This is a genomic window from Oerskovia sp. 140933 (genome assembly GCF_059651515.1).
The window spans coordinates 29,092-55,202 of the sequence record NZ_JAMXIO010000014.1 but is presented as its reverse complement, the minus strand read 5'-3'; the positions used below and the strand labels follow the sequence as shown (position 1 = coordinate 55,202).

Below are 26,111 nucleotides of genomic sequence, written 5' to 3'. Positions count from 1 at the left end.
ATCGAATGAGAGGAGCGTGGCCGAGTTGAGGGCGCATCGGCCACGACCGGCGTGATAAGGCTGCTTATCAAAGGACGCCGGTCGAAAGGAGAGATCCGCGCTACTGTCCTTCCAGCGAGCTCGCCCGACGAGCTCGCTCACCTACCGGTCCTGACGAAGGGAGCTGCTGTGCCGTCGGTCCTCGACTCGCTCACGCTGTCGCTGCCGGACATCGCCGAGCTGGCGCACGTGCAGCGCCCCGTGGTCTCCATGTGGCGCCGGCGGTACGCGACGGCGGTCTCGCCGTTCCCGGAGGCGGTCGCTACCCGTCGTGACCAGCAGCGGTTCCGGGCCTCCGAGGTGACGGCGTGGATCGAGCGCAGCGGACTCGGCCGAAACCCCTCGTTCGCGGCCGACGTCGCGATGAGGGCCGCGCTGGACGAGGTCCCCGGTCTTGACGCGGACGTGGCGCTCGACGGCCTCACGTCGCTGCTCTACCTCAAGGCGCAGACGGGTGAGCTCCTCGGTGCGCTCGGTCGTGCAGAGGTGCTCGACCTCGCCGACGAGGTGGACCCCGACGACCACCTGGCCTACTCGGAGATCGAGGCGCTGGGCGACCGGCTGGGCGACCTGTGCGAGCTGGCCGACACGGCGGCCGACGCCGCCTACACACCGGCGGGCGCGCTCGAGGCCGTCCTGCTCGACCGGCACCGGGCCGGACGCAGGACGCTCACCGAGTCGGCAGCATCCGAGGGAGCCCTCGACGTCGTGGGCAGGATCGTCCTGGCGCTCACGTCCGGGCGCGGGCCGCTCACGCTCGCCAACCCGCATGCCGACTGCGGCGACCTGCTGGTGGCAGCAGTCCGGGCAGGGAGCGACGCGAACGGCGATCACGACGCCCCGGCCTGCGCCGTGCCCGACGTTCGCACGGATCCCGCGACCCGGCTCGCGCGCAGGCGCCTGGGTGTCCTCGGCGTCCGTGTGCTGGACCTCGACGCCGACGACGCCGTGGGCCACGCCGTCTCGCCCGGCGCGACGATCGTGGCACAGCTCCCTCCCGTCGGCAGCACCCCGTGGTCCGACGACGACGTCCTGCGCGCGGTCGAGACCCTCGCCGTGCAGCGCGAGCCCGGCCGGTTCGCCGTCGTGCTGGGGCCCGCGAGCGCGCTCGTGGGAGCGGTCGACGGCGAGGCGGAGAAGCTCCGGTCCAGCCTGCTGCGCAACGACCAGGTGCGGAGCGTCGTCGAGCTCCCTGCGGGGCTCCTCCCCGGGCGTTCGCGCGAGCGCCTCGCGATCTGGGTCCTGGGCGACCCGCCCGCCGACGTCGGGCTCGCCGAGCAGTGGACGACCGTCTCGGACCTCGCGGGCGAGCGCGTCACCGGGGGAGCGCTCGACGAGGGCGTGATCGACGACCTCGTGACCGACGTCGTCGCCGCTCAAGGGACTCGCAGGGACGTCCAGGGGCACGCCTTCCGCTTCACGCGTTTCGCCTACACGTCCTCGCTCGTCGCCTCACGGAGCGACCTCTCGGTGGACTTCCGTCGGCTCCGGGTGGGCCGGCGCGACGACGGCGGTCGTGCGGCCGTGCGTGCGCACGAGCTCGCCACGGGGCTCGGGCTCGCGGGGGCCGAGTCCGTCGTCCCCGGCCCGGGGCGAGACCCGCGCCGCGAGACGCTCCGGTCGGTCGAGGCTCGCGGTGGCGTGCGGAGGATCTCCGGGAACCGGCTGGACCCGCGTGCCGTCGGTGCGGTCGGCGAGGTGCCGGTCGTCGGTCCTGCCGAGCTGACCGGTGACGTGATCCTCGGCGAGCGGCTCATGGACCGGCTCACGTTCTCGGCGCTCCCCGCCGCCCGGTACACCGAGCCTGGCGACGTGATCTTCTGCACCGCGCCCTACCCGGCCGCGGTGGTCGACCACGTCGGACTGTCCGTGGTGGAGTTCCCGGCGCAGGTGCTGCGCATCGACCGGGCTCGAGCCCCTGGTCTCGTCCCGCACGTCCTCGCCGCGGACATCTCGTCCCAGCGTGCGACCGCCAAGCGGTGGCGCACGTGGGAGGTGCGCGAGGTCCCCGAGGACCAGGTGAGCGCTCTCGAAGAGCTGCTCGCCGCCGTCGGGCAGCGCGAAACCCTGGTGCTCGACGAGGCCCGACGCCTCGCCGAGCTCCGCACGACCCTGACCCGGGGCGTCGCCGACGCCCTCATCCAGCTCCGAACGGTGGACAATGCCTGACGACGCCCCGACCCTGTTCGACGTCCCCACGACCCCGAAGAAAGCAGGACCAGTGCCTCCCCGCACCAAGGCAGCAGCCACGAGCAAGGCGGCTCCCTCAGCTCCTTCGTCAATGAAGGAGCTCAAGGACACGCTGTGGAAGGCCGCGGACAAGCTCCGTGGCTCCATGGACGCCTCGCAGTACAAGGACGTGATCCTGGGGCTCGTGTTCCTCAAGTACGTCTCGGACGCGTTCGAGGAGCGTCGCGGCGAGATCCTCGCGGAGCTCGCCGCCGACGGCCTGAGCGAGGAGCAGAGCCAGCAGTTCCTCGAGGACATCGACGAGTACACGAGCCGCGGGGTCTTCTGGATCCCTCTCCAAGCGCGCTGGGGCTACCTCGCGGAGAACGCGAAGGGCCGGCCGGCGGCCATGGGCGAGCCGTTCGCACCGATCGGGCAGCTGATCGACGACGCCATGGACCACATCATGGGGTCCAACCCGTCGCTCGCGGCCACGCTGCCGCGCATCTTCAACCGTGACAACGTGGACCAGCGACGCCTGGGCGAGCTGCTCGACCTGTTCAACTCGACGCGCTTCACGGGCGAGGGCGCGTCCAAGGCGCGCGACCTGCTGGGCGAGGTGTACGAGTACTTCCTGGAGAAGTTCGCGCGTGCCGAGGGCAAGCGCGGCGGCGAATTCTACACGCCCGCCGGCGTGGTGCGGGTCCTCGTGGAGGTTCTCGAGCCGTACAGCGGGCGCGTGTACGACCCGGCGTGCGGGTCGGGCGGCATGTTCGTGCAGGCCGAGAAGTTCATCGAGAAGCACGGCGGCAGCCCGCAGGAGATCTCGGTCTACGGCCAGGAGCTCAACGAGCGCACGTGGCGCCTCGCGAAGATGAACCTCGCGATCCACGGCCTCACGGGCAACCTGGGGCCCCGCTGGGGGGACACGTTCGCGCGCGACCAGCACGCGGACACCCAGATGGACTACGTCATGTCCAACCCGCCGTTCAACATCAAAGACTGGTCGCGTTCGGAGTCGGACCCGCGCTGGCGCTTCGGGGTGCCGCCCGTGGGCAATGCGAACTACGCGTGGATCCAGCACATCCTCTCCAAGCTGACGTCCACCGGGTCTGCGGCCGTGGTCATGGCCAACGGGTCCATGTCGTCCAACTCGGGCGGCGAGGGCGAGATCCGCGCGCAGATCGTCGAGGCCGACCTCGTGAGCTGCATGGTCGCGCTGCCGACCCAGCTCTTCCGCTCGACGGGCATCCCCGTGTGCGTCTGGTTCTTCGCCAAGGACAAGACGGCGGGCGCTCGCGGTTCTGTGGATCGCACCGGGCAGGTGCTGTTCATCGACGCCCGCAACCTCGGGTACATGGTCGACCGCGCCGAGCGCGCGCTGTCCGACGAGGACATCGCCAAGATCGCGGGAACCTACCACGCGTGGCGCGGCACACCCTCGGCGGTTACCGCGGGAGCGGTGTACGACGACGAGCTGGGCTTCTCGAAGTCCGTCACCCTCGCGGAGATCAAGGACGCGGGATACGCGCTCACGCCCGGACGCTACGTCGGTGCCGCCGAGGTCGAGGATGACGGCGAGCCCATCGAGGACAAGATCGCGCGGCTGACTTCTGAGCTCTTTGCTCAGTTCGAGGAGTCGGCACGGCTCGAGGCCGTAGTGCGGGAGCAGCTGGGGAGGATCGGTGGCTGAGGTTGCATTCGACGAACTGTTCTCGATTCCGCTCAGGAATGGTGTGAGTTATTCTTCGGCGCGGCGCGGGTCGGGTGTTCCCATGGTGAACATGAAGGAGATATTCGCGCTCGATCGAATTGGCGAGGGCGATTTTGAGTTAGCTCCACTTAATGACCGCGAGATGGAGACCTGTCTTCTGGTTGAAGGGGATTTGCTTTTTGCTCGCCAGTCCCTGACATTCGAAGGTGCCGGAAAGTGCTCCCTTGTTCTAGGTTCATCGCATGATCGAACCTGGGAGAGTCATCTGATTCGAGTTCGTCTGGACGAGGAGCGCGCGTTATCGTCGTACTACTTCTACTACTTCCGATCTCCCGCAGGGCGTCGTAATATGGAGAGCATTGTTAACCAAGTGGCGGCTGCAGGCATACGCGGGTCGGATCTCGCTCGACTGATTGTGCCGTTGCCGAGTCTTGAGGTTCAGCACGGAGTTGCCGAGGTGCTGGGTGCGCTCGACGACAAGGTCGCGGCCAACGCCAAGCTTGCTTCCACAGCCGAGGCCCTTGCGCAGGCAATCTATCGCGAGGCGACGCGTGGTGTGGAGATGGTTCCAATGAGTTCGCGTTTGATGCCAGTGCTGGGAGGGACCCCTGCGCGTTCGATGATTGAATTCTGGGACGGTGACAATCTCTGGATATCTGCGCGTGACGTCACGGGTGCAGGGCAGTCGGTGATTCTTGACACTGAGGAGAAGATCACAGATCTCGCGATCGCTTCGACCAAAGCGAAGCCGCTGCCTGCCGGTTCGGTCATTCTGACGGCCCGCGGCACCGTCGGTGCGGTCGCGCGGCTGGCGGAGTCGGCGTCCTTCAACCAGTCGTGCTACGGGTTCGTGCCTGGGGCGTTGCCTGCTTCGGTCTTGTACTTTGCCATTCGGGCGGCAACTGACCACGCGAAGGCGCTAGCGCATGGTTCAGTTTTCGACACCATCACGATGAAGACGTTTGATCACCTGTCCGTCCCGGGGCTCGACGCTGACTCGCTCGACGTTCTTGAGGGTGCGATCCGGGGGCTACTCGACATCGTCGACGCCTCTCAGAAGGAGAACCGCACCCTCGCCGCCACCCGCGACACCCTCCTCCCGCAGCTCATGTCCGGCAAGCTCCGGGTCAGGGATGCCGAGCGCATCGTTTCCGAGGTCGCCTGACCGCGGTTCGCGACGCCGCCGCGATCCTGCGTGATCGAGATGCGGCTAAGGGGGGTCGTAGCGCCTGATCAGCCCCCGTTGGCCGCATCTCGATCACCGCTCATCTCGACCGACCCTCCCGGGGCGGCGATCCCTTCGCCGCCCGATCTCCCCTGCACGCAGCACCCTTCACCCGACAGCAGGAAGTCATGAACCATCACGCCGGCGTCACTGACGCGGCGCGCGAGGCGACTACCGCACCCGCCGAGCCCGGCCTCCGAACGGGACCGGCGCCGTCGGGCCGGAAGCGCTGGCTGCTGCTGGTCGGCGCCCTCCTGGTCGGCGCCCTCGGACTCCTCGGAGGACCCGCTGTGGCGGTCGCCCTGCTCTCGAGCCTCGTCTGGTTCGTGGTGAGCGCTGTCCTCTTCGGCCGACACCTCGACTACCGTCGCCCACGCCGGCCGCATCGCACGGTCGCGAGGCGGGGGCGCGTCCGGCGCGAGCCTCCGCGGCAGATCCCGCTGCTCTCGCGGGTGTGCGTGATCTGTGGCCGGCCGCTGACCAACGGCGAGAGCATGCGAGCCCGGGTCGGCTCGACGTGCATCAAGCGCTACGGCCCGCGCTACGCCCACCAGGCGAACCCGGACCACGGCGTCTGGGTCGCCGAGATGATTCGTGCGCGGGCCGATCAAGCGGAACGCCAGGCTCGTCTCAACGTCGAGTTCGACCGCGCGACCGCCGCGTACCCGGGGCTCGTCGCGGCCTGGGAGGCCGAGAGAGCATCGGAGACCGGGCGCCTCCGACGGGATGCCCGCCGGCGAGCAGCTCCGATGCTCGTCTCCTCGATCGCGGCGTGTCTCGCCTCCGTCGTGGTCGCGGGATTCTTCGGATAGTCCACCCGGCCGACCCTGTCCGACGGTGACGGAGGCGACTAATATCGGGCCCGCGCACAAGACGATCGAAGCGTAGAAGGAGCGGAACGCGGTGCGGAGAACAGCTGGGCTCGTCGTCTTGTCATTCCTGGGACTCCTGACGACGGGCTGCGCCGCCTACGCGCCGGGCGGAACCGGGTCCCATGGAATCTGGGCCAACGACATCGACGACTTCGGAAACTACGAAGAGCCTGCGATCTACGTACCAGAAGAGGGTGTCCCGGAAGAGTACGACCTGGAATACCAGTGGGAACAGATGGCGCCCGAACAGCCGGCAGCCTGGTCGTGCTATCTCTCGATCACCTTCAACGAGGACTGGCACGACGACGTCGAGTGCAGCAACGGAATCGACTTCGACAGGCCGTACCTGCGTGAGTGGGACGGCTTCGTGACCGAGGACGAGCTCATGCAGTCCGCCCTGGAGTACGAGAACGCGCTCAACGGGGGCTGAACATGTCTGCGGTGAGCGCCTCCGACCGGACCTGCTACGTGCAGTAGTGCGGGCTCTCTCCGCAGACGACTCCCTGAGCGATATTCGCGAAGAACGCAACGAGGGCGACGACGCCGAGGATCATCGCGACGATCGCGCACAGGAGGAGGATCGCGCCCACCACGATCAGCACGATCGAAACCGTGCTCAGCTTCCGGGGGCTTGGCGACGGCGCGGTCTGGACGGCCTGTGAGTGCTGGGTCCACTGCTGCCCGTCGAACCAGCGCACCAGCCGCGGGTCGTACGGGTCGGGGTACCAGCCGGGCTGGTGGGTCACGGTGTTCTCCTCGGCTGTGGTGGTGTCTTCCGTGCTCAGGTGCTCGGCGTCGACGGCTGGGATGCGGCTCGCCGGGCACCGCCGACTATCACCTGCAGACGCTACCGGCGATCGCGATCTATCTGATCATCCCCTTATCGCGGCACTCGTCGCGTCCCACCCCTGCGCCGCAGAGACTGAGCACGGGGTCGATCCCCTGAACCCCGTTCCACCGTGATCCCAGGAGAAACCATGACTGACCAGCCCACCCCGCCCGTCCCGGACAGCGGCGAACTCGCTGCCGACGTTCCGCCGCCCCCGTCGCCAACCGACGCCCAGGTCTGGGCGGCGTCGACGGGAGAGGGGAGCCCCGCCGTCGGGCCGGGAAAGCGACCCACATGGGTGCTGCCCGTCGTGACGGGAGTGATCGGACTCGTCGTCGGTGCCGGCGGCATGGCCGCGATCGGCGCGGGGCAGGCTGCGGCAGCGAGGACGGCTCAGAGCGCGGTGCTCACGGACGCTGTCGAGACCTGCGACCTCGCAGGCGATCCGTGGTTCGTCGTGGCCGACGAAGGATCCACCCTGACGTTCGACAACAAGGGGGAGGACCAGCTCACCGGCGGCGCGCTCGAGGATCTCGTTTGTGTGCTCGACGCGCTCGAGGCGCCGTCCAGCGTGCTCTCCCACATGGGGCAGACGACGTCCATGGACGGGCGCCAGGAGGAGAGCTGGGACGGCATCACGGTCGCCTGGTCATATCACCCGGACCGGGGGATGGACGGGGTCGTGACGGTGGAGGGGGCGGAGTGATGAGCGACCGGACGAGCAGGAGCAGGTCCACGAGCGCGACCACGAGCAAGGCCCAGCGCAAGGCGGACGCCGAGCGGGCAGAGCGCGAGGAGATGTTCTCCTTCGCCTCCGAGATCCTGGGTATGGCGGCGCCGCTGCCACGGAAGTTGGCCGGCAGTGAGGGCGTCGAGCCGGCGACAGCTACCCGAAGGCCGGCCGCGCGGGGCACACGCCGATAACCCCCATATCACTTCACCCACCGCGCCCCGCCACGAGACCACCAAGAATGAGTCATGGCGCCGATAGGCTCCGGACCAGCACCGCAGCACCGCAGCACCCCAGCACCCCAGCACCCCAGCACCCCAGCACCCCAGCACCGCAGCACCGCAGCACCGCAGCACCGCAGCGCAGCAGTCGCCGCACCGACATCACGGAGGATCCATGAAGCTCACCGAGGACGCCTGGGAACACCTGGCCCTCGACGACCTGGGCGAGCTCTTCTGGACCGTGAAGCACGGCAAGGAGATCGCGCCCGGGGCGAGCGCCGTCGTCGGGCCGGACGGGCACCCCGTCCCCGAGCGTGAGTCGTGGGACGAGCTCCTCATCCCCACCCGCCTGCGCACCGCGCTGCGCGCTCTCAACCCGGACGTGCCGCGCGAGTACCTCGACCAGGCGCTCGCCGCGATCGTCGCCCCGACGTCGAACGACGCGATCGCCGAGAACAAGCGCGTCCACGACTTCCTGACCGACGGGTTCCGTGGCATCAGCTACATCGACGTCGAGGGCATCGAGCAGAACCCGACCATCCGCCTCGTGAGCAGCGAGCCGTCGGAGAACGACTGGCTCGCGGCGAACCAGGTCACGGTCGTGCGCGGCGACGTCGAACGGCGCTTCGACGTGGTCCTGTACCTCAACGGGATGCCCGTCAGCGTGATCGAGCTCAAGAACGCGGGCACCAGGGCAGCCGACCTCGCCGCGGCCCACGCCCAGGTCGCGACCTACGTCCGTGAGCTGCCGCTGGTCTTCCGCTTCGTCGTGCTGACCGTCCTCTCCGACGGCATCACTGCGCGCTACGGCACGCCCTTCACGCCGTTCAACCACTTCTCGCCGTGGAACGTCGACGACGACGGCCGCCCCGTCGGGCCGTCCGGCCGCCCGGACGGCGTGCAGGGGCCCGACGGCGACACGCCCGCCGAGGACGAGCCCGTCACCGCGCTGCGGCTCGCCCTCTACGGGTTGTTCGACCAGCTCCGCTTCCTCCAGCTGCTGCACGGATATGTCGCGTTCGACGAGGGGAGCGAAGGGCTCAGCAAGCGTGTCGCCAAGCCTCACCAGTACTTCGCGGTCTCCAAGGCGATCGAGAAGACCATCACCGCGGTCGCGTCCGACGGCAAGGCGGGCGTCGTCTGGCACACCCAGGGCTCGGGCAAGTCCATGGAGATGGAGCTCTACACCAACCAGGTCATGCGGCACCCTCGGCTGCGTAACCCCACGGTCGTCGTCGTGACCGACCGCACCGAGCTCGACGGCCAGCTCTACGAGACCTTCCGGCGCAGCCAGCTGCTGCCCGAGGAGCCCCGCCAGATCCGCCGTCGCGAGGAGCTGCGGACCGAGCTCGCCGGCCGGGTGACCGGCGGCATCTACTTCACGACACTGCAGAAGTTCGGGCTCTCGCCCGCCGAGAAGCAGGCAGGCACCAAGCACCCTCTGCTGTCCGACCGGCGCAACATCGTCGTCGTCGTCGACGAGGCCCACCGCAGCCACTACGACGACCTCGACGGCTACGCCTGGCACCTCAAGAGCGCCCTCCCGCACGCCACGCTCATCGCGTTCACCGGGACACCCATCAGCACCGCCGAACGTGACACGCGTGCGGTGTTCGGCGAGGACATCGACGTCTACGACCTCTCCCGCGCCGTGCACGACGGCGCCACGGTCCCCGTGTACTTCGACTCCCGTCTCGTGAAGGTCGACTTCGTCGACGGTGCCGACGAGTCGACGATCGACGCGGCCGCCGACGAGATGACCACGGGGCTCGACGACGCCGAGCGCCGCCGCATCGAGTCGAGCGTCGCAGTCGTCAACGCGATCTACGGTGCCCCGGCCCGCCTGGAGGCGCTCGCGGCCGACCTCGTCGCGCACTGGGAAGGGCGCCGGGCCGCGATGTTCGAGTCGCTCGGCCGCGCCGGGCACGAACGCACCCCGGGCAAGGCGCTGGTCGTCGGCGCGACCCGCGAGATCTGTGCACGGCTCTACAGCGAGATCGTCACCCTGCGCCCCGACTGGCACTCCGACGACCTGGCCACCGGAAAGATCAAGGTCGTCTACTCGGGGACGCCGTCGGACCCCGCGCCCATCCGCGATCACGTGCGGCGCGACAGCGAGAACGCGGCCATCAAGCAGCGGCTCAAGGACCCCGACGACGAGCTCGAGATCGTGATCGTCAAGGACATGATGCTCACGGGCTTCGACTCCCCGCCCCTGCACACCCTCTACCTCGACCGGCCCATCAAGGGCGCGCTGCTCATGCAGACGCTCGCCCGCGTCAACCGGACGTTCCGCGGCAAGACCGCAGGCCTGCTGGTCGCCTACGCCCCCGTGGCGGAGAACCTCGCCGCCGCGCTGCGCGAGTACTCGCCCCAGGACCAGAAGACCCGACCCCTCGGACGCCAGGTCGAGGAAGCCGTCGCGCTGGCCGAGCTGCTCGTGACCCAGGTGCGTGCGACGCTCTCCGGGTTCGACTGGCGCGCACGGCTCGCCGTGGACGACAAGCGCGCGTACGTCCTGGCCGTCCACGCGACCGTGAACCACCTGCGCGACCCGGGCACGGTCGGCAACCGGCCGCAGGACGTCGAGGACGGCAGCGACACGCTCGGCGCGACCTTCCGCCGTCAGGCGGGTCAGCTGCACAGGGCCTGGGCCCTCGCCGGGGGAGCGGACCACCTCACCGACATCGCCGACGACGTGCGGTTCTTCGAGGAGGTGCGCGTCTGGATGGGGAAGTTCGACGCCGAGGACCGCCAGGCGCGGGGTGAGGCGATCCCCGACGACGTCCAGCGCATGCTGAACCAGCTCGTCGCCGAGAGCGTCGACTCGGGCGAGGTGCTCGACATCTACCAGGCGGCAGGCATGGAGTCGCCGCGCATCGACGAGATCGACACGTCCTTCCTCGCGACGGCGACGCACGCCGAGAACCCGCACCTCGCGATCGAGGCGCTTCGCAAGGTGATCCAGGAGGAGTCGCGCGCCGCGACCCGCAACAACCTGGTGCGCCAGCGCGCGTTCTCCGACCGGCTCAACGAGCTCATGACGCGGTACACCAACTCCAACCTCACGTCCGCCGAGGTGATCGCAGCACTCATCGAGATGGCGCACGAGGTCTCGGCCGAAGGTGACCGCGGTGCCCGGTTCTCGCCGCCCCTCACGAGCGACGAGCTCGCGTTCTACGATGCGGTCCGGGCCAACGAGTCGGCCGTCGAGGTCCAGGGGGACGGGGTCCTCGCCGACATCGCCCGCGAGCTCCTCACGGTCCTGCGGCGCGACGTGCGCACCGACTGGACCGTGCGCGAGGACGTGCGCGCCAAGCTGCGCTCCTCGATCAAGCGGCTCCTCGTCAAGCACGGCTACCCGCCGGACAAGCAGCCCGGAGCGATCAAGCTCGTCATGGAACAGATGGAGTCGATGGCCCCGCGCTACGCGGAGCGCGAGGAGGGGGCGGCGTGATCGAGCTCGTGTCGGAGAAGGTCTGGGAGTCCTTGCGGGACGTTACGTGGCCGACGCCGGTGCGGGCCGCGATCGCCTACGTGGGACGTGAGGCTCCAGACCTGCTGCCTCTGGGCGCGGGGGACACGCTGGTGTTCGACGGGTCCGACGAGTCGCTCTCCGGTGGCACCACGAACCCCGCTGCGCTCCAGGTGCTGTTCGACCGTGGCGTGGTCCTGGTGTCGGTCGCCCGGCTGCACGCCAAGGTGATCGTCGGCGGGTCCGAGGAGACCGGTGAGCGCAAGACCCTCGTCGGATCGGCCAACGCCTCCGAGCGCTCGCGCACGTCGCTGCGTGAGGCGGCGCTCCTGACCGACGACGTCGAGGTCGCCGCACAGGCGGACCTTCAGATCGACGAGTGGTCCGGGGATCCGGAAGCGGAGTGGGTGGACCAGGAGTGGATCGAGCGCGCGACGACGATCTACAGGCCGCGCAGCGTCCCACTGCCTCCGCGTCGGGCCGGGCTCCCGCGTGAGTCGCACCGGCGTCTGTGGATTGCGCCATGGACGCCTGACGACTCCCCCGCGTCACCGGCCGAGGAGGCGGCGATCGAGCACTTCGCGTCGCGCTTCACCGACCTGAGCGTCGAGAGCTATCGGTTGAGCGAAGGGGAGATCTTCGTGCGGCCCGGCGACGAGCTGCTGCTCTTCGCGGTCAAGGACGGACAGGGGGAGCCGCACGGAAACCGCCGGTCATGGCCGGTCTCCCGAGTGGTGCGGATTGTGAACGAGGTGGGCGATCCCACTCACGCGGCGATCTGTGTCGGCCCCTTCGAAGGCCCCTCGATGACGTACTCCGAGGTCCGCAGACTGGTGCACGCCGAGGGTGAGGAGTTCTATGCTTCGGGGCCACTGACGACTCGTGCGGCCGCGACCGTGCGGCGAGCCCTCGCGGAGACCGAGGGGCGCGCAGCCGAGGTGGAGGTCGACGCCCTTCGGGAGCGACCGATCGGTTGTCCTCGATGCGAGACGAGACTGCGCGTCGTCCTTCGAGGACTGCCGGCAGGTCCTCCGGATCCCGACGTCTACGTGTTGGGTGGTTGCGTGATCGGGTCGGGCCCGATGCCCACGCACGTCTGCCCAGCGTGCGGCTGGGAAGGTCGGCGCCGCGACTGGGGTCCAGAGCAGGTGCGCCAGGTCGAGTCGCTCGGCGACCTGTTCGCTGTGCTCGGAGCGACCGACCTGGCGTCGGCGACGGACGCGATCATCGACGAGCTCGACCACGACCCGGTCGGTCTCGACCTGCACAAGGACGCCGACGGGAACGAGATGGGGGTCGAGGCGATTCTCGGTACGACGGGCGTCCTGCTCGAGCTCCCCTTCAGCATGGTCGAGTTCTGGGACACCTGGGACGGGCTGCGCGACGCGTGGCAGCTCCAGGAGGACGACGAGGTCGAAGAAGCCTGAGGCAGCAGAGTGCGCACCCCCGAGATCACCGGATCGCGGGGGGTACGCGCCGTCGTCGGGCCGCATATCTCCTGGCGCCGGGCGTCAGCCGCCGAGCCCTAGCGCAGCCACGACCTCTTGCTCTCCCACGGCCTCGGGCACGACGATCGCGTCCCGCAGCGTCGACTTCTGCTGCAGCAACCGGTCGAGGTTGAGGTCGAACGACGTCGTGTCCGGGTGGAGGGCCATCGGGAGGTAGACGTGGACGGGCCGCGTCTGACCGATCCGGTAGATGCGGTCCGTGGCCTGCGCCTCCTTGGCAGGGTTCCAGTGCCGTTCCAGGTGGATCGCATGGTTGGCCCCGACGATCGTCAGCCCCACCCCGACCGCGAGCGGCGACATGATGATGACGTTGAAGCCCGGCGCTCGCTCGAACTCCCCGATGATCCCCTTGCGCGTCGCGCCCGAACCCACCGCGGCGGTGTCGCCGTTGACGACACGAACCCGCAGCCGGTAGCGCTCCTGCAACCACAGGGCCAGCCGAGCCTGGACCTTCTTGTTGATGACGAACACGATGACCTTCTCGTCCACCGCCCGCACCTCGTCGATGACCCGGACCGCCGCGACCATGCGCGCGGACAGGTCGAGGTCCGCGGGATCGCTCGACAGAGGCGCGTCCCCCGACGCCGACGGGTGGAGGCTCACTCCACGCAGAGCCTGGACGGTCGCGAGCGCCGCCCCGCGGACCCCCGGGCCGTTGCGCCGGTAGCCCTCGAGCACCGCGTCGTACGCGTCGCGCTGAGGCACGGGCATCACGACGCCGAGATCTGGGCGGGCGACCTGCGCGGGCCCGCCTTCAGGGCCGTAGACGGTCTTGGGAGGAAGGTCCCTGAGGTGGTCCTCCTTGATCCGTCGCAGCATGAACGGGCCCACGAGCTCACGCAGCTCCTGCCCGATCCGGGACTTCTCCTCGCTCGGAGCCTTCTCCATCCGCGAGACCCACTGCGTTCGGAACTCGGCCCAGGAACCCAGGAGCCCCGGTTGGGCGGCGTCCATGAGGCACCAGAAGTCGAGCATCTTGTTCTCGACCGGGGTTCCCGTGGCCAGCAGCATGAACCGCGCCTTGAGCGCCTTGGCGGCCCGGGTGCGCAGGGCGTCGGGGTTCTTGATGGTCTGGGCCTCGTCGAACACGACCGCACCCCAGTCGACCTGCGCCAGCGAGAGCTGGTACGAGGCGAGCGTCTCGTACGTCACGAGAACCAGCCGGCCCGGCATGTCGAGCCGACTCCTGCCGTGCTCCGGACCGATCTTCAGCGAGAAGCGGATCGCGTCGGCACGCAGCATGCCCTGGTCGTCGAGGTTCACGACGCTCGCCGTGGTCTCCTTGCCCCGCCCCAGCTCCTGGAAGGCCGTGATGCCCTTGCCCTGGAGCACCACGACGTCCTCGAACGGGTTCGTCGCGAAGGTCGCGTCGATCTCCGCCTGCCAGTTCTCGATCAGCGAGACCGGGAGGACCGCGAGCGTCGGGCGGACCGTCCCCCCACGGGCGCGCTGTGCTTCGAGGAACTCGCGCAGCGCGACCAGCGTCATGTAGGTCTTGCCGAGGCCCATGTCGTCCGCGAGGATCGCGCCCTGGACGCGCGAGGGGTCGCCGTCGGGCTTGAGGAGAGACGCGGTCATGAGCCGCACCATCCACTCGATGCCCTCGCGCTGGTGCGGGTACGGCGAGCGCAGGAGGCTCGCGTAGTCGACCGGGCGAGCAGGAGGTGTGCTCGACGCGGAGGCCCGGAGCGCTTCGCCCACGTCCTGGACGTCCGCGACGTGCACACCGACCTGAACCGTCCGAGGGGTCGCCGGGTCCGACGGATCGGTCGGGTCGTCGCCCGGTTCAGGCAGGGGAGTCTCGTCGAGGAGGCGATCACGCGCCGTGGCGAGCTCGCTGTCGACCGTGGACCTGTCGCTGATGTCGACCAGCTGGTCACCGATCGCGATGACGGATCGGCCCTGGTCCTGCGCGGCGCGCACGTCCTGCTCGACCGTGTCCAGCTGAGGGAGGGTGGCGATGAGCCCTGCGAGGATGCTGGCCGGCTGCACGCCGTCCGAGTCCCCGAACCACGAGATGCCCGACTCGCTCGCATCGGCGAAGCTCTGCGGGACGATGATGCCCACGCCAGCGACGCGGACCCCGAAGTTCAGCTCGATGTCGACGAGCTCGTGGTCGAAGAACTGCCCCGGCGCCGTGAGGAAGTCCCGTGCCCTCTCTGCCGGGATGCGGGGCGTGGCCAGCACGTCCCGCACGCCTGCGAGACGCTGCTCGTCGAGGAGGACGAGCTGCTCGTCGACGCGCAGGACACCGGACTGCCGGTCGCCCTCGATCTGGTGCCACCTGCTCGCCAACCGATCCGGGTCGACGTCGGGCCCCAGGTCGGGAGAGACGTGCAACGAGCCGTCGGGCTGCTCGTCGACGAGGAGACCGACCCGGTCCGGGACCGTGGTGGACCAGCTCGTGAGGTGCCCCAGGGGGAGCGGGAAGGGTTCGTCGCGGTCCGGGTCGTCGGGCAGGGGGATCCTGGCAGCCTGGAGCTCGGCGACGAGACGGACGTTGTTCGTCTCGGTGCGGTCCTCGAAGGCCAGCGCCTCGTGGTGCTCGACGGCGCAGATCACCTTGAGCGCGCGTGGCGAGAGCCGGTAGTGGGTCGCCGTGCCGATCGTCAGGACGGGACCGTTCCGGCGGCACGGCTCCAGGTGGCTCCCGATGCGGGCCCTGAGCGTGACGGAGAACGTGCGGGACGTCGTGTTGCCCCGGACCTCCGGTTCGAGCGTGCCGGGCAGGCGCCGGGGGAGACCGAGGACCTCGGCCTCGTCGTCGCCCAGACGGGCCACGTCCACCGAGCGCATCGCGAAGCCGTTGGGCAGGAGGTAGGCCGCGCCCTGCTCGGCGAGCATCTCGAGGACCAGGTGCTGCTCCTGGGCCGACCGCTGCCCTTCGCCTCGGTGCAGCAGCGCGAGGTCGTCGGGCGTCGTGACGAAGTTGGCGCCGTCGGAGTCGTACGACACCGCGAACAGCCGCATGGGCGACTCGGTGTCATCAGGGCGCATGCGCCGGGCTCGCAGGAGGTCACGCAGGCCCATGTCAGCTCCTCAGCGGGGTGCGGTGGTGGATCGGGAGGCCGAAACGGTGCTTGAGCGTCGAGTAGTCCTCGGGAGTGAGGACGCTCTGCGGGTCCACCGGCGCACCGAGAGTCTCGATCAGGAAGTTCAGTGCATGGTTCTGCCATGTCGTGGCAGCGTGGGTGATACCCACGTGGGCCCGCCTGCCAGCAGGATGCGCCTGTGAGTGAGCCGCGGGGATGTCCTTGATGAGCTGGTCCGGGGTGAAGACCCGATGGGAGTAGTCGAAGAGCGGCGCAGTGGGGCGGCCCGCGTAGATCCAGAACTTGAAGCTGTGTGACCCCTCGACGACGTGGAAGTCCCCGCAGTCCAGAATGACGATCGCGGTGTCGGCACGTTGCGTGAGGCTCGCAGCGTTGATGTGCCGGCGTCCCATCTGCCGTTGGACCGACGTCCGAGCGCCGGACCCCAGGACGACCCGGGACTCACGCACCAGACCGCTCTCGTACAGTCCCCACAGGAACTCCTTGCGAGCCGGAAACATTCGCTGCAGTTCTGCGTTGCGGGTGAGCTTGCCATGGTTCTCCACGGCGGTAAGAAAGAGCCGCAGATCCTCGACGCTCATCCACCGGACAGCCTTGTCGCGGGCAGCCTGGGGTAGCGGCTCCCACCAGGTGTGCCACTGCGCCTGTCGCTGGAGTCGTGGGTCGCCACCGATCTTCACGATCGCGTCGAGCCACTCGTCGCACGGAGCGGTGTCCGGCTTGTCCGTCATGGCGACGAGGATCTGGTGCCCGAAGTACATGTCGTTCGTGCCCAAGGACTCCACGACGGTCTTCGACGTGAGCTCCGCAAGGAAGCCGAGCCCGTCGGCGCGCGTGTGGTCGGCCGCCTTGATCTCCTCGAGGAAGACGGCTTCACGGACGCGGATGCCGTACCGGCCGTTGACGTGCCCGTTGACACCGACGAGACGTAGCCAGTCCACCAGAGCCATTCCCGTGGCTCTCAGCCCCTGCGCGACGGCCCGCGGCGCCTCGGTGTCGAGGAGGAACTCGGAGTTGTACCGGAAGGCGTCGACGATGTCGCGGCTCGCGGGCGGGTTCGACGACGATGATGAGGGAGGCTGGACGGAGGTCCCTGCCTGGGGTGGGGGCGGCGCCTCCGCGCGAGTCCTACGGACCGGGATCTGCGTCACGGCTCGCTCCACGGTGGTGCTCGTCGCCGCGAACAGGCCCGGGGTCCAGGAGTCGAGGCGGTCGAAGTGCGTCAGGAACATCGAGGCGAGCGCCGCGACGAGCAACCGGGAGGGACGAGGGGCCTGCGAGTCGACGAGCAGCGAAACGACAGCCGGGGTCATCGACGCGCGGGCACGCTCGCGGTCCTCCGACCAGACCGTCACGACGGCGCGGGCGAACCGGCGCTCGGGGAGGCGTGCGGAGAGCAGATCCGTCCGCCCCGCGTCGATCAGGCGGCGGACCTCGGCGAGCAGCAGGTCGAACTGTCGGCCCGTGCCGGCGCGGGCCGTGAGGCGCTGGGCACGGTCCGTGAGCCGGTCCCACGAGTCGAAGGACCCGGCAGGCCATCCGGGGAGGAAGAGCTCGGGCCTGGTCCCCACGTCAGGGCACCTGGCCGGTCGCGTCGGCATCCTCGAGGATCGCCGAAAGATCCTCCGCCGTCGGACGGATCACGGTGAACCGCACGTCGATGCGCCGGTTCGCGGCGCGATCCGCCTCGCTCTCCTGGACGGTCGTCGCGGGTCGCGTCTCACCGTAGCCGGAGACGGAGAACAGGGGGCTCCCGTCCGTACGGCGCAGGTCGTCGAGACCTCCGCCGTCGGGCAACGAGGTCTCCCACAGGCGCCACAGCGAGATCGCACGGAACGTGGAGAGCCCCCAGTTGCCTGTGCCCTCGAGCCCGTCGAACGACTGGTTGTCGGTGTGACCCTCGACGAACACGGTGTCGAGGTAGCGGAAACGCTCGTCGTAGCGCAAGGAGTCGTCGATCGCAGCCCCGATCGCGAGGGCGACGTCCCGGTGCTCGGGCCGGATCTCGAACGAGGCCGAGTCGAAACCCAGGAGGGCCGTCGGGATGCTCAGCACCGAGTTGTCCTGGCTGACGATGACGTCGACACCCTGCGCCTGGAGCGTCGTGGCCACCTCGACCAGCACGTCCGACCGGACCTCCTCGGCGTGCTGCAGGGAGGTGATCTGGTCCGAGAACAGGCTGCGTTGCTCCTGTGCGGTCTTCTGCTCGGCGGCGAGGGCCTCTTGCTTCTCCGTGAGCTGGAGGACCAGTGCGACCACGGCCAGGATGAAGACGGCCAAGAGAGCCGTCATGAGGTCCGAGAAGGAGATCCAGTACGGGTTCTCCGCCTCCTCACGAGAGCGAGCTCTTCCCCGCGTCCTGCGCACCGATCCTCACCTCCATCTCGGCGATGACCTCGGAGAGCGCGTTGGTCGCGTCGAGCATGTGCGAGGAGAACGCGTGCGTGTGCTTGTTCCAGTCGCTCATCCGCTCGGAGGTCTGGTGGTGGACCTGGTCCGAGTACTGGTCGAGCCAGTCCTTGAGCGAGGCGGAGTGGTTGTCGACCTGCGACCTGAGGTCGTTCAGGAAACGGCTCTGGTGGACCTGCATGGTCTCGAAGCTCGTCCCCGCAGCCCGAGCCGCTTGGGTGAGGCGTTCGGTCGCGTCGAGCGAGGCCGAGTTGATCTGCTCGAGCGCTTTCGTGTGGTTGCTGAGGGTCGAAGCCGCCTGCGCGTGGGCCTCGGCCGTCCCCTCGAGCGCCCGGGCGCCCGCGTTCAATGACGACTCGAAGCGTTCGCTCGTCTGCGCGAACGTTCGTGCGGTGCCCTGCAAGGTGGTCGACGACGTGTCGAGCGACGTGGTCGCGGTCCCCATCTTCGTGGCCGCCGAGTCGAGGCCCAGGGTGATCGCCGAGAGAGAGCCGTCGAGCAGGCGGGCTTGGCGTGCCGTGAGCTCGGACAGCTCGGTGAGCTGTTCGCGGAAGGCCTCGGCCTGTTCCGCCGTGGCGTTCGACTGTGCGGCGGCGCTCGTCTGGAGCTGATCGATCGCGCCTCCGACACGGTCAAAGACGGACGTCACCGTGGCGTCCAAGGTCGAGGACGCAGCGCCAAGCTGCTCGGCCTGACGCGTTCCGATCGACTGGAACGCGGCCGCGAACTTGTCGACGAGGTTCTCGAAGACCTCAGCCGACTGCGTGGCGGTGCTTTCCGCGAGCGACGCCATGGAGGGGGCCATCGACGTCTCGATGGCGCGGACCATCGCGTCCTGCATCTCCTGGGAGATGCCGGCAACAGCCTCTTGGAGCTGGGTGCCGATCTTCTCGTGCAGCTCGTTGAGGGCGATCGCGGAGTCGTGGGTGTTCTTCTCGATCTCGACGAACGACTGCTCGGGAGAATGGAGGACGAAGAGCTCGTCGATCCGTGACTGGAGCCGTGCCGTCTCAGCTGCTACCCGTCGCTCGGCGAGCTTCTCGATGATGTTGACCACGAGACTGAAGAAGACGCCCCAGACGGAGGCGGTGAAGCCGAGGCCGGCCCCCGCTACGAGTCCTTCGATACCGGAGCGCATCTCCTCGACCGTCGCGCTCTCGCTGAGGTTGAGGCTGTTCAGGCCCGTGGCCAGGCCGATGAACGTGCCGAGCAGTCCGACGGCTGTGAGGACGGCCGGGGCCGCCGTCAAGAGCCGGTTGCTCACCAGACGCGGCGCGAGCCGGTCGGTGTTGAAGTAGTGGTCCGCCTCGACAGTGTTCCAGAGCCTGCCGTCCGATTCGACGAGGGTCTCGTCGAACTCACGCCAGAGGGCGCCGACCTCGCTCGACGCCGAGATACTCTCCGACGTCGCGAGCAACTCGCTCCGGAGCCTAGGCAGCTCGTCCTGGTGGACACCGTCGAGCATTCTGGCGACTGATGCGATGGCGTTCGTCGCAGCCCTGTACTGGATGGCTGTGTACAGCAGCGCCCAGCCGGCGATTCCGATGATCAGGACCACGAAGACGACCACGATCAACGCATGCGTGTCGCCATTGAGGGCAGCCGGAAAGTCCGGAAGCAGGTTCTGGAGGGACTTGAGGATGCCGTCGTCGGACATCAGCGGGGTACTGCCTTTCGCGCGGAAGGAGGCCTCGATCGCGACATCGTCGGGAGGCTCGCGAAATGGTCCCATGTGAGCGTGAACTGCAGATAATCCGTCCGGGTGACGAACCTCTCCGTGGGCGCCGTTCCGGGCGGGTCGCCGGGTCGCTGGCGAGGCTTGGGCGTCCTGTGCGGCTGCCGAGCACGAGGTTGTGGTCGTTCTGAAGCCAAGAACGACCACAACCTCGTGCTCGGCGAGACGGACCTCCCGGGGCCCGGGCGGGAAGCCGCCGGCGGGTCTCAGCGCGTGAACGCCAGCGCCCACGTCTCCGGGCCGCGCTCGAGGTACTCGACGGCGAACGTCCCGGGCCAGCGGGCGTCGACCTGGGCCAGGAGAGGCAGGGGGTCGTGCGGCGCGAGCAGCACCATGCCCTCCCCGGGCGCGACGCCGTCGAGCGCCCCGAAGATGGTCGCGTGCCGGATCGCGTGCGGCACGGCGCGGGCGTCGAGCACCGGGAGGGTGTCGGCGTCGTCGTGCCCGCCGCAGCCGCACGAGCGGCCCGGGGCCTCGCCCTCGGTCTCGGCCGCTGCGCCCCCGCACCCTGCGCCGTCCTCCCCGCCGCACCCGCAGCCGCCCCCCGCGCCCTCGCCTGAGCCGGGCGCCCCGGCCTCGTCGTGCGAGTGTCCGTGCGAGTGTCCGAGCAGGTCGTGCATGCCGTCGAGCACGCCCGCGAGCGAGACGTCGGTGGACAGTGCGAGGAGCGGCAGGATCTGCTCGTTCTCCTTGGTCAGGTGGGTCTCGAAGAGCACCTGGAGCGCGCGGGCGTGGGCCGCGGCGCGGACGGGGTCCGTCGCACCGTCGAGGGCGTCGACCAGCCCGCCGATCACGCGGTGCTCGGCGATCATCGCGTCGACGAGCAGCCGGGCTCGTGGGTCGCGGTGCGCGTGCGGGTACATCGCTTCTTCCTCGGCCTGCGCGTGCGGCAGGAGGTCGGAGCGCGTCCAGTCGGCGAGCCGACGGTGGGCCGCGGCGGACGGTGCGCCCGACGCGACGGCCTGGGTCAGCGCCTCGACCAGCATCCCGAGGGTCCCGTTCATCTCGGTGTGGTGGGCGACGACGGCCTCGACGGCGCGTGAGTCTTCGGCCGACGTGGCCAGGACGATGCTGCTCATGACGGGGGACCTCCGGGGGCGGGCGTGGTTTCCGAACGCCTCTGACATTAGTACACTTTATTCCGTGGAAAATACGGACTTCCTCCCCGCCGGGCACGCGACCGCCCCCCGCCCCGGCTACGGCCCCCCGCTCACGCGCCGCGCGGTGCGCCCCCCAAGGCTGTCGAAGGCGCGCCTCGCCGTCCTCGACGTCCTGGCCGCACAGCCCGAGCCCTGCTCCGTCAGCTCCGTCGCCACGGCCCTCGACCAGCACGCCAACACCGTGCGCGAGCACCTCGAGGGCCTGGTCGAGGCAGGGCTCGCGACGAGCGCGAACGCCCCGGCCCGCGGGCGCGGCCGGCCGGCCCGGCTCTACGCCCCCGTCACGGAGTCCCCGACGACCGCGGGCGCCGCGGAGTACGCCGGCCTGGCCTCGGCGCTCGCGGCCCAGATCGCGCGGTCGAGCGCGGACCCCGTCGGCGACGCCCTCGCAGCAGGCCGCGCCTGGGGTGCCGACCTCGTCGCGGCCCCCGACCCGGCGGTGAGCCCGGAGCGCACGGCCGGCACCGCGGGGGCGCCCGACGGCGTCGGGCACCCTGGTAGCGCGGGCGGCGGTCCGCAGGGCGACGAGACGGGTCCGGGAGGACCCGGCGACGCCGGGCGGTCCGCGCGGCGCGAGGTCGTCGATCTCCTGGACCGTCTGGGGTTCGCACCGCGTGCCGACGACGACGCGGCCTCGGTCGCGCTCACCCGGTGCCCGCTGCTCGAGGCCGCGTACCGCAACCCGGAGGTGGTGTGCTCGGTGCACCTCGGCCTCGCCCAGGGCGCTCTGGAGCGTCTCGGCGCCCCGGTCGAGGGCACGTCGTTGCTGCCGTTCGCCGAGCCGGGCGCGTGCCGTCTGCACCTCCGGCCCACCGCCTCGGCGAGTCCCGCGCGGGCGCGGCACGACAGCACCGGTACCAGCAGCAGCACCAGCACCGGCAGCGAGCGGTCGTGACGCGTCGCGCGGTCCTGATGCTCCCGGCCGGGCTCGCTCTCCTCGCCGGGCTCGATGCGGCCCTGCTGCTCCTGGACGTGCCGGCCCCGGTCACGACCGACCGCCTGCCCGTCGTCCACGGTGTGCTGCTCGTCCTGGGGTTCGTCGGCACGGTCATCGCGCTCGAACGGGCCGTCGCGCTGCGGACGCGCCAGGGCTTCGCAGCCCCGGCGCTGCTGGGCGCGGGGGCACTGTTCCTGCTCGGCCCGGCGCCGCTCGTCGTCGGGCAGGTGCTCCTCGTCGCGGGGTGCGCCGCGCTGTGCCTGGTCTATGTCCCGCTGTGGCGCCGCCAGCACGACGACGCGGTCCTCGTCCAGCTCCTCGGCGCGGTCCTCGCGACGTGCGGCGCGCTGCTGTGGCTCGGGGGAACGGGCGTCGCGGACGTGCTGCCGTGGCTCGCGTGCTTCGTCGTGGCGACCATCGCGGGCGAGCGCCTCGAGCTGGCCCGGGTCGCGTTCCTGGGGTCCCGCGGAGCAGACACGGTCCTGTGGGTCTGCTGGGCGCTCGCGGTCGGGTGCGTGGCCTCGTTGCTGTGGCCGACCGTGGGCTACGCGATCCTGGGGGCCGCGGTCCTGACGCTGTGCGGCTGGCTCGCGGTGCACGACGTCGCCCGGCGCACCATCCGCTCGACCGGCCTCGCCCGCTACATGGCCGCCTGCCTGCTCGCGGCCTACGCGTGGCTCGCGGTCGCGGGGGCGATCTGGCTCCTCGCCGGGCGCCAGGCCACGGGACCGGGCTACGACGCCGTGATCCACGCCGTCTTCCTGGGGTTCACGATCTCGATGATCATGGCCCACGCCCCGGTCATCCTGCCGGCGGTGCTGCGCGTCCGGCTGCCGTACACGCCCCTCCTGTACGGCCCGGCCGTGCTCCTGCACCTGGGCCTCCTGGTCAGGCTCGGCCTGGGCGACGCGCGCGACCTGCCCGTCGCGCACCAGGTGGGCGGCGTCCTCGACGTCGTGGCGGTGCTCGCGTTCGTCGTCGTCATGGTCTCGGTCGGGGTGCGCGCGAACCTCGCGCGCGCCGCCCGCCCACAGGTGTCGGGCGGGCAGGGGCCCACCGCACCGACGACACCCGCCCCCCTCACCCCGCACCCCGACCCGACCCGCACGCCGGAACCCGGGGCGCGCGACGCCGTCGGGCCCGCGCCCGCCGAGGAGACCGCTCCGTGAAGCTCGACCTGTCGCCCGCCCCCGCACCCCTCAAGCCCCTGGCTGACCGCGCCGCCTGGCACCTGCGGGCCAACGCGCCCGTGGTCGGCTGGCTCGTGGCGACCGTGGTCGTCGCCGTGGGCCACCGGTGGATCCCGGCGTCCCCGTGGCTGCTGGTGCACCTGCTGCTGCTCGGCGCGGTGACCAACGCGATCTGCGTGTGGAGCCAGCACTTCACCGACGCGCTGCTGAGCCGACGGGTCACGCCCGCCTCGCGGCGCTGGCAGGCCGCCCGCCTGGTGCTGCTCAACGTCGCGGTCGCCGCGACGGTCGCCGGCATGGTCACCGCGGCGTGGGTCGTGACCCTCGTCGGGGCCGTCGGCGTGGGTGTCGCGGTCGCCGCGCACGGCACGGCGCTGTGGCTCCAGTCGCGTCGGGCGCTCGCGGCCCGCTTCCGGGTCTGCGTGGGCTTCTACGTCGCGGCGGCCTGGCTGCTGCCGTTCGGGGCGGGGCTCGGCGCGACGCTCGCGCGCGGTCTCGACGAGGCCTGGCACCCGCGCGTCGTCCTCGCGCACGCGGGCCTCAACCTGCTCGGGTTCGTGGGCCTGACCGTCATGGGCACGCTCCTCACGCTGTGGCCGACCATGCTGCGGACCAGGATGGCCGACGACGCGCCCCGCGCCGCGCGCACGACCCTCGTCCTCATGCTGGTCGGCCTGGCGGGCGGGGTCGCCGCGGTCCTGGCGTCCGCGCCGCCCGTCGCGGCCGTGGGCCTCGCGACGTACCTCGCGGGCGTCCTGGTCTCGGTGCGCCCCCTGGTCACCGCGGCCCGACGGCGTCCGCCCGCGACCTTCGCGACGTGGTCCGCGGCGTGCGCGCTGGCCTGGCTCGTGGGGTCGCTCGCGACGCTGGTCGGGGTCCTGGCGCTGAGCGGGACGTGGGCCGAGGCGGCTGCCCGCGTCGGGATCGTGACCGTGCCGCTCGTCGCCGGCTTCGCGGCCCAGATCCTGCTCGGCGCGCTCACCTACCTCGTGCCCGTGGTGCTGGGCGGCGGCCCCGCGGCCGTGCGCTCGACCGCGGCCGTGCTCGAGCGCGGGGCCGTGCTGCGGGTCGTGCTGTTCGACGGGGCCCTCGTGCTGTTCGTCCTGCCCGCGCCGAGCCTGGTCCACGTGCTCGCCTCGCTCGTCGCGCTGGGCGCCCTCGTCGCGTTCCTGCCCCTGCTCGTCGGGGCCCTGCGCGCCCGTCGTCGCGCGCGCCGCACGCCTTCCGTCCCGCCCGCGCCCGACGACGTCGCCGCGGCCCACGCGCTCGGCCGCGAGACGCGCGAGAGGTCCGGCGGGCGCCAGGCGCCGCCCGTCGAGGCCGTGACGGGGCCGCGCCGCAAGGGGCTGGCCGTGGCCGCGCTGAGCGTGCTGCTGCTCGTCGCGGCCGGGGGAGTGGCCCTCGACCCGGCCGCGCTCGGCACCGGGGCGACGTCCGCCGCCGGCGCGTCCGGGACCGTGGCTGCCACGGGCCGCACCACGACCGTCGAGGTCGAGGCCGCGGACATGCGCTTCGTGCCGAGCGAGATCGAGGTCCCCGCCGGGGACCGGCTCGTCCTGGTCGTGACCAACACCGACACCACGGTCCACGACCTCGCGCTCGACACCGGGCAGACGAGCGGGCGGATCGCGCCCGGGAAGACCGAGACGTTCGAGGTCGGGGTCGTGGGGCGGTCGATCGACGGCTGGTGCACGGTCGTGGGCCACCGCCAGATGGGCATGGTGCTCTCGATCGAGCCGACGGGCGGGTCGGCGGACGCGACGAGCCTGGCCGACGAGGAGACAGAGACTGCCACGGGCTCCGGCTCGGCCGGGCACGACGGCATGGCGGGCATGGACCACGGTGCGGGCGGCTCGGACGACGGGTCCGGCGCCGCGAGCGCCGCGACCGACCTGGACTTCATGGCGACGCCGGGCGACGACTTCACGGCGCACCCGGCAGAGCTCGCGCCCGCGAGCGCCGAGACCGTGCACCGCGTGCGGCTGCCCGTCTCCGAGCTCGTGACCGAGGTCGCGCCCGGGGTCACGCAGAAGCTCTGGACCTTCGGCGGCAGCGCGCCGGGGCCGACGCTGCGCGGGAAGGTCGGGGACCGCTTCGAGATCACCCTCGTCAACGACGGCACGATCGGGCACTCGATCGACTTCCACGCGGGGGCGCTCGCCCCTGACGGTCCCATGCGCACCATCGCACCGGGGGAGGAGCTGACGTACACGTTCACGGCGACGATGTCCGGGGTGTGGATGTACCACTGCTCGACCATGCCCATGTCCGCGCACATCGCGAACGGCATGTTCGGGGCGGTCGTGATCGACCCGCCGGGCCTCGCGCCGGTCGACCGCGAGTACCTGCTGGTCCAGTCGGAGTACTACCTCGGTCCGCAGGGCGGCGAGGTCGACGTGGACCGGCTCGCGACGGGCGACCCCGACGTCGTGGCCTTCAACGGCTACGCCAACCAGTACGACGCGGAGCCCCTGCCGGCCCGGGTGGGCGAGCGCGTGCGCGTGTGGGTCCTCGCGGCGGGGCCCAACCGGGGGACGTCGTTCCACGTGGTCGGTGGCCAGTTCGACACGGTCTTCAGCGAGGGCGCCTACCGGCTGCGTCCCGGCAACGCCGAGGCGGGCGGCTCGCAGGTGCTGGGGCTCGCGGTCGCGCAGGGCGGGTTCGTCGAGATGACCTTCCCCGAGGCCGGCCGGTACCCGTTCGTGAGCCACGCGATGATCGACGCCGAGCGCGGCGCGCACGGGACTTTCGCGGTCACGGAGGCCGACGCGTCGGGCGAGGACGGGTAGCCGACGTGCCCGCCCGGCGCCGACAGCAGACGTACAGTGTCCTGGGCCGCCATCGA

General features: G+C 70.6%; 17 protein-coding genes. 11 read left to right on the top strand and 6 right to left on the bottom strand.

Features of this window, described 5'->3' with window-relative positions; all coding sequences use genetic code 11:
• Nucleotides 1-168 precede the first annotated feature (168 nt).
• The 5 genes from NHG27_RS09470 to NHG27_RS09450 all read left to right on the top strand — a co-directional run bounded on the left by NHG27_RS09470 (nucleotide 169) and on the right by NHG27_RS09450 (nucleotide 6,449).
• Complete coding sequence (locus tag NHG27_RS09470) at nucleotides 169-2,208, top strand: hypothetical protein (protein WP_497016136.1); 2,040 nt, start codon at nucleotides 169-171, stop codon at nucleotides 2,206-2,208.
• 112 nt (nucleotides 2,209-2,320) lie between these two features.
• Nucleotides 2,321-3,901 carry a class I SAM-dependent DNA methyltransferase gene (locus NHG27_RS09465; protein ID WP_497016134.1) on the top strand — a complete coding sequence of 527 codons (1,581 nt, stop codon included), beginning with the start codon at nucleotides 2,321-2,323 and terminating at the stop codon, nucleotides 3,899-3,901.
• Nucleotides 3,894-5,087 (top strand): restriction endonuclease subunit S, encoded by a 1,194-nt coding sequence (locus tag NHG27_RS09460; RefSeq protein ID WP_497016131.1) that lies wholly within the window; start codon nucleotides 3,894-3,896, stop codon nucleotides 5,085-5,087. The genes NHG27_RS09465 and NHG27_RS09460 overlap by 8 nt, the downstream gene beginning before the upstream one ends.
• Nucleotides 5,088-5,275: 188 nt before the next feature.
• Nucleotides 5,276-5,959, top strand: a complete 684-nt coding sequence (locus tag NHG27_RS09455; protein ID WP_497016129.1) for a hypothetical protein — start codon at nucleotides 5,276-5,278, stop codon at nucleotides 5,957-5,959.
• Nucleotides 5,960-6,050: 91 nt separating this feature from the next.
• Nucleotides 6,051-6,449 carry a hypothetical protein gene (locus tag NHG27_RS09450; RefSeq protein ID WP_497016127.1) on the top strand — a complete coding sequence of 133 codons (399 nt, stop codon included), beginning with the start codon at nucleotides 6,051-6,053 and terminating at the stop codon, nucleotides 6,447-6,449.
• Nucleotides 6,450-6,483: 34 nt separating this feature from the next.
• On the opposite strand, the gene NHG27_RS09445 is transcribed toward NHG27_RS09450, so the two are convergent.
• A complete protein-coding gene (locus NHG27_RS09445; protein WP_497016124.1) occupies nucleotides 6,484-6,765 on the bottom strand; it encodes a DUF2510 domain-containing protein in 282 nt (93 codons plus the stop codon).
• A gap of 231 nt (nucleotides 6,766-6,996) precedes the next feature.
• On the opposite strand from NHG27_RS09445, the gene NHG27_RS09440 reads away from it, so the two are divergent.
• From NHG27_RS09440 to NHG27_RS09430, 3 genes are all read left to right on the top strand, one after another.
• Nucleotides 6,997-7,554, top strand: coding sequence for a hypothetical protein (locus tag NHG27_RS09440; RefSeq protein ID WP_497016123.1), 558 nt, complete (start codon nucleotides 6,997-6,999; stop codon nucleotides 7,552-7,554).
• Nucleotides 7,555-7,974: 420 nt separating this feature from the next.
• Nucleotides 7,975-11,256, top strand: coding sequence for a type I restriction endonuclease subunit R (locus NHG27_RS09435; RefSeq protein WP_497016121.1), 3,282 nt, complete (start codon nucleotides 7,975-7,977; stop codon nucleotides 11,254-11,256).
• The gene (locus NHG27_RS09430; RefSeq protein ID WP_497016119.1) at nucleotides 11,253-12,701 is read left to right on the top strand and encodes a phospholipase D-like domain-containing protein; all 1,449 of its coding nucleotides are present in this window, start codon (nucleotides 11,253-11,255) and stop codon (nucleotides 12,699-12,701) included. The genes NHG27_RS09435 and NHG27_RS09430 overlap by 4 nt, the downstream gene beginning before the upstream one ends.
• Nucleotides 12,702-12,785: 84 nt before the next feature.
• Here NHG27_RS09430 and NHG27_RS09425 read toward each other — a convergent pair whose 3' ends face one another.
• From NHG27_RS09425 to NHG27_RS09405, 5 genes are all read right to left on the bottom strand, one after another.
• The gene (locus tag NHG27_RS09425) at nucleotides 12,786-15,812 is read right to left on the bottom strand and encodes a DEAD/DEAH box helicase (RefSeq protein ID WP_497016118.1); all 3,027 of its coding nucleotides are present in this window, start codon (nucleotides 15,810-15,812) and stop codon (nucleotides 12,786-12,788) included.
• A gap of 1 nt (nucleotide 15,813) precedes the next feature.
• Nucleotides 15,814-17,406: an EH signature domain-containing protein gene (locus tag NHG27_RS09420; RefSeq protein ID WP_497016116.1), complete on the bottom strand. Its 1,593-nt coding sequence runs from the start codon at nucleotides 17,404-17,406 to the stop codon at nucleotides 15,814-15,816.
• A 1-nt stretch (nucleotide 17,407) separates the two neighbouring features.
• On the bottom strand, nucleotides 17,408-18,202 hold the full coding sequence (locus NHG27_RS09415) for an OmpA/MotB family protein (protein ID WP_497016115.1): 795 nt from the start codon (nucleotides 18,200-18,202) through the stop codon (nucleotides 17,408-17,410).
• Nucleotides 18,168-19,901: an anti-phage ZorAB system protein ZorA gene (gene zorA / locus NHG27_RS09410; protein ID WP_497016113.1), complete on the bottom strand. Its 1,734-nt coding sequence runs from the start codon at nucleotides 19,899-19,901 to the stop codon at nucleotides 18,168-18,170. Before zorA ends, NHG27_RS09415 begins: the two co-directional genes overlap by 35 nt.
• A 284-nt stretch (nucleotides 19,902-20,185) precedes the next feature.
• Nucleotides 20,186-21,058, bottom strand: a complete 873-nt coding sequence (locus tag NHG27_RS09405) for a DUF2249 domain-containing protein (protein WP_497016110.1) — start codon at nucleotides 21,056-21,058, stop codon at nucleotides 20,186-20,188.
• Nucleotides 21,059-21,122: 64 nt separating this feature from the next.
• Here NHG27_RS09405 and NHG27_RS09400 point away from each other — a divergent pair, with 64 nt between their 5' ends.
• Genes NHG27_RS09400 through NHG27_RS09390 form a run of 3 tightly spaced genes read left to right on the top strand, consistent with a single transcriptional unit; the run spans nucleotide 21,123 to nucleotide 26,055 of the window.
• Nucleotides 21,123-22,034 (top strand): helix-turn-helix transcriptional regulator, encoded by a 912-nt coding sequence (locus NHG27_RS09400; RefSeq protein WP_497016108.1) that lies wholly within the window; start codon nucleotides 21,123-21,125, stop codon nucleotides 22,032-22,034.
• Nucleotides 22,031-23,245, top strand: a complete 1,215-nt coding sequence (locus tag NHG27_RS09395; protein ID WP_497016106.1) for a DUF8744 domain-containing protein — start codon at nucleotides 22,031-22,033, stop codon at nucleotides 23,243-23,245. The genes NHG27_RS09400 and NHG27_RS09395 overlap by 4 nt, the downstream gene beginning before the upstream one ends.
• Complete coding sequence (locus NHG27_RS09390) at nucleotides 23,242-26,055, top strand: multicopper oxidase domain-containing protein (RefSeq protein ID WP_497016103.1); 2,814 nt, start codon at nucleotides 23,242-23,244, stop codon at nucleotides 26,053-26,055. Before NHG27_RS09395 ends, NHG27_RS09390 begins: the two co-directional genes overlap by 4 nt.
• Nucleotides 26,056-26,111: the final 56 nt, after the last annotated feature.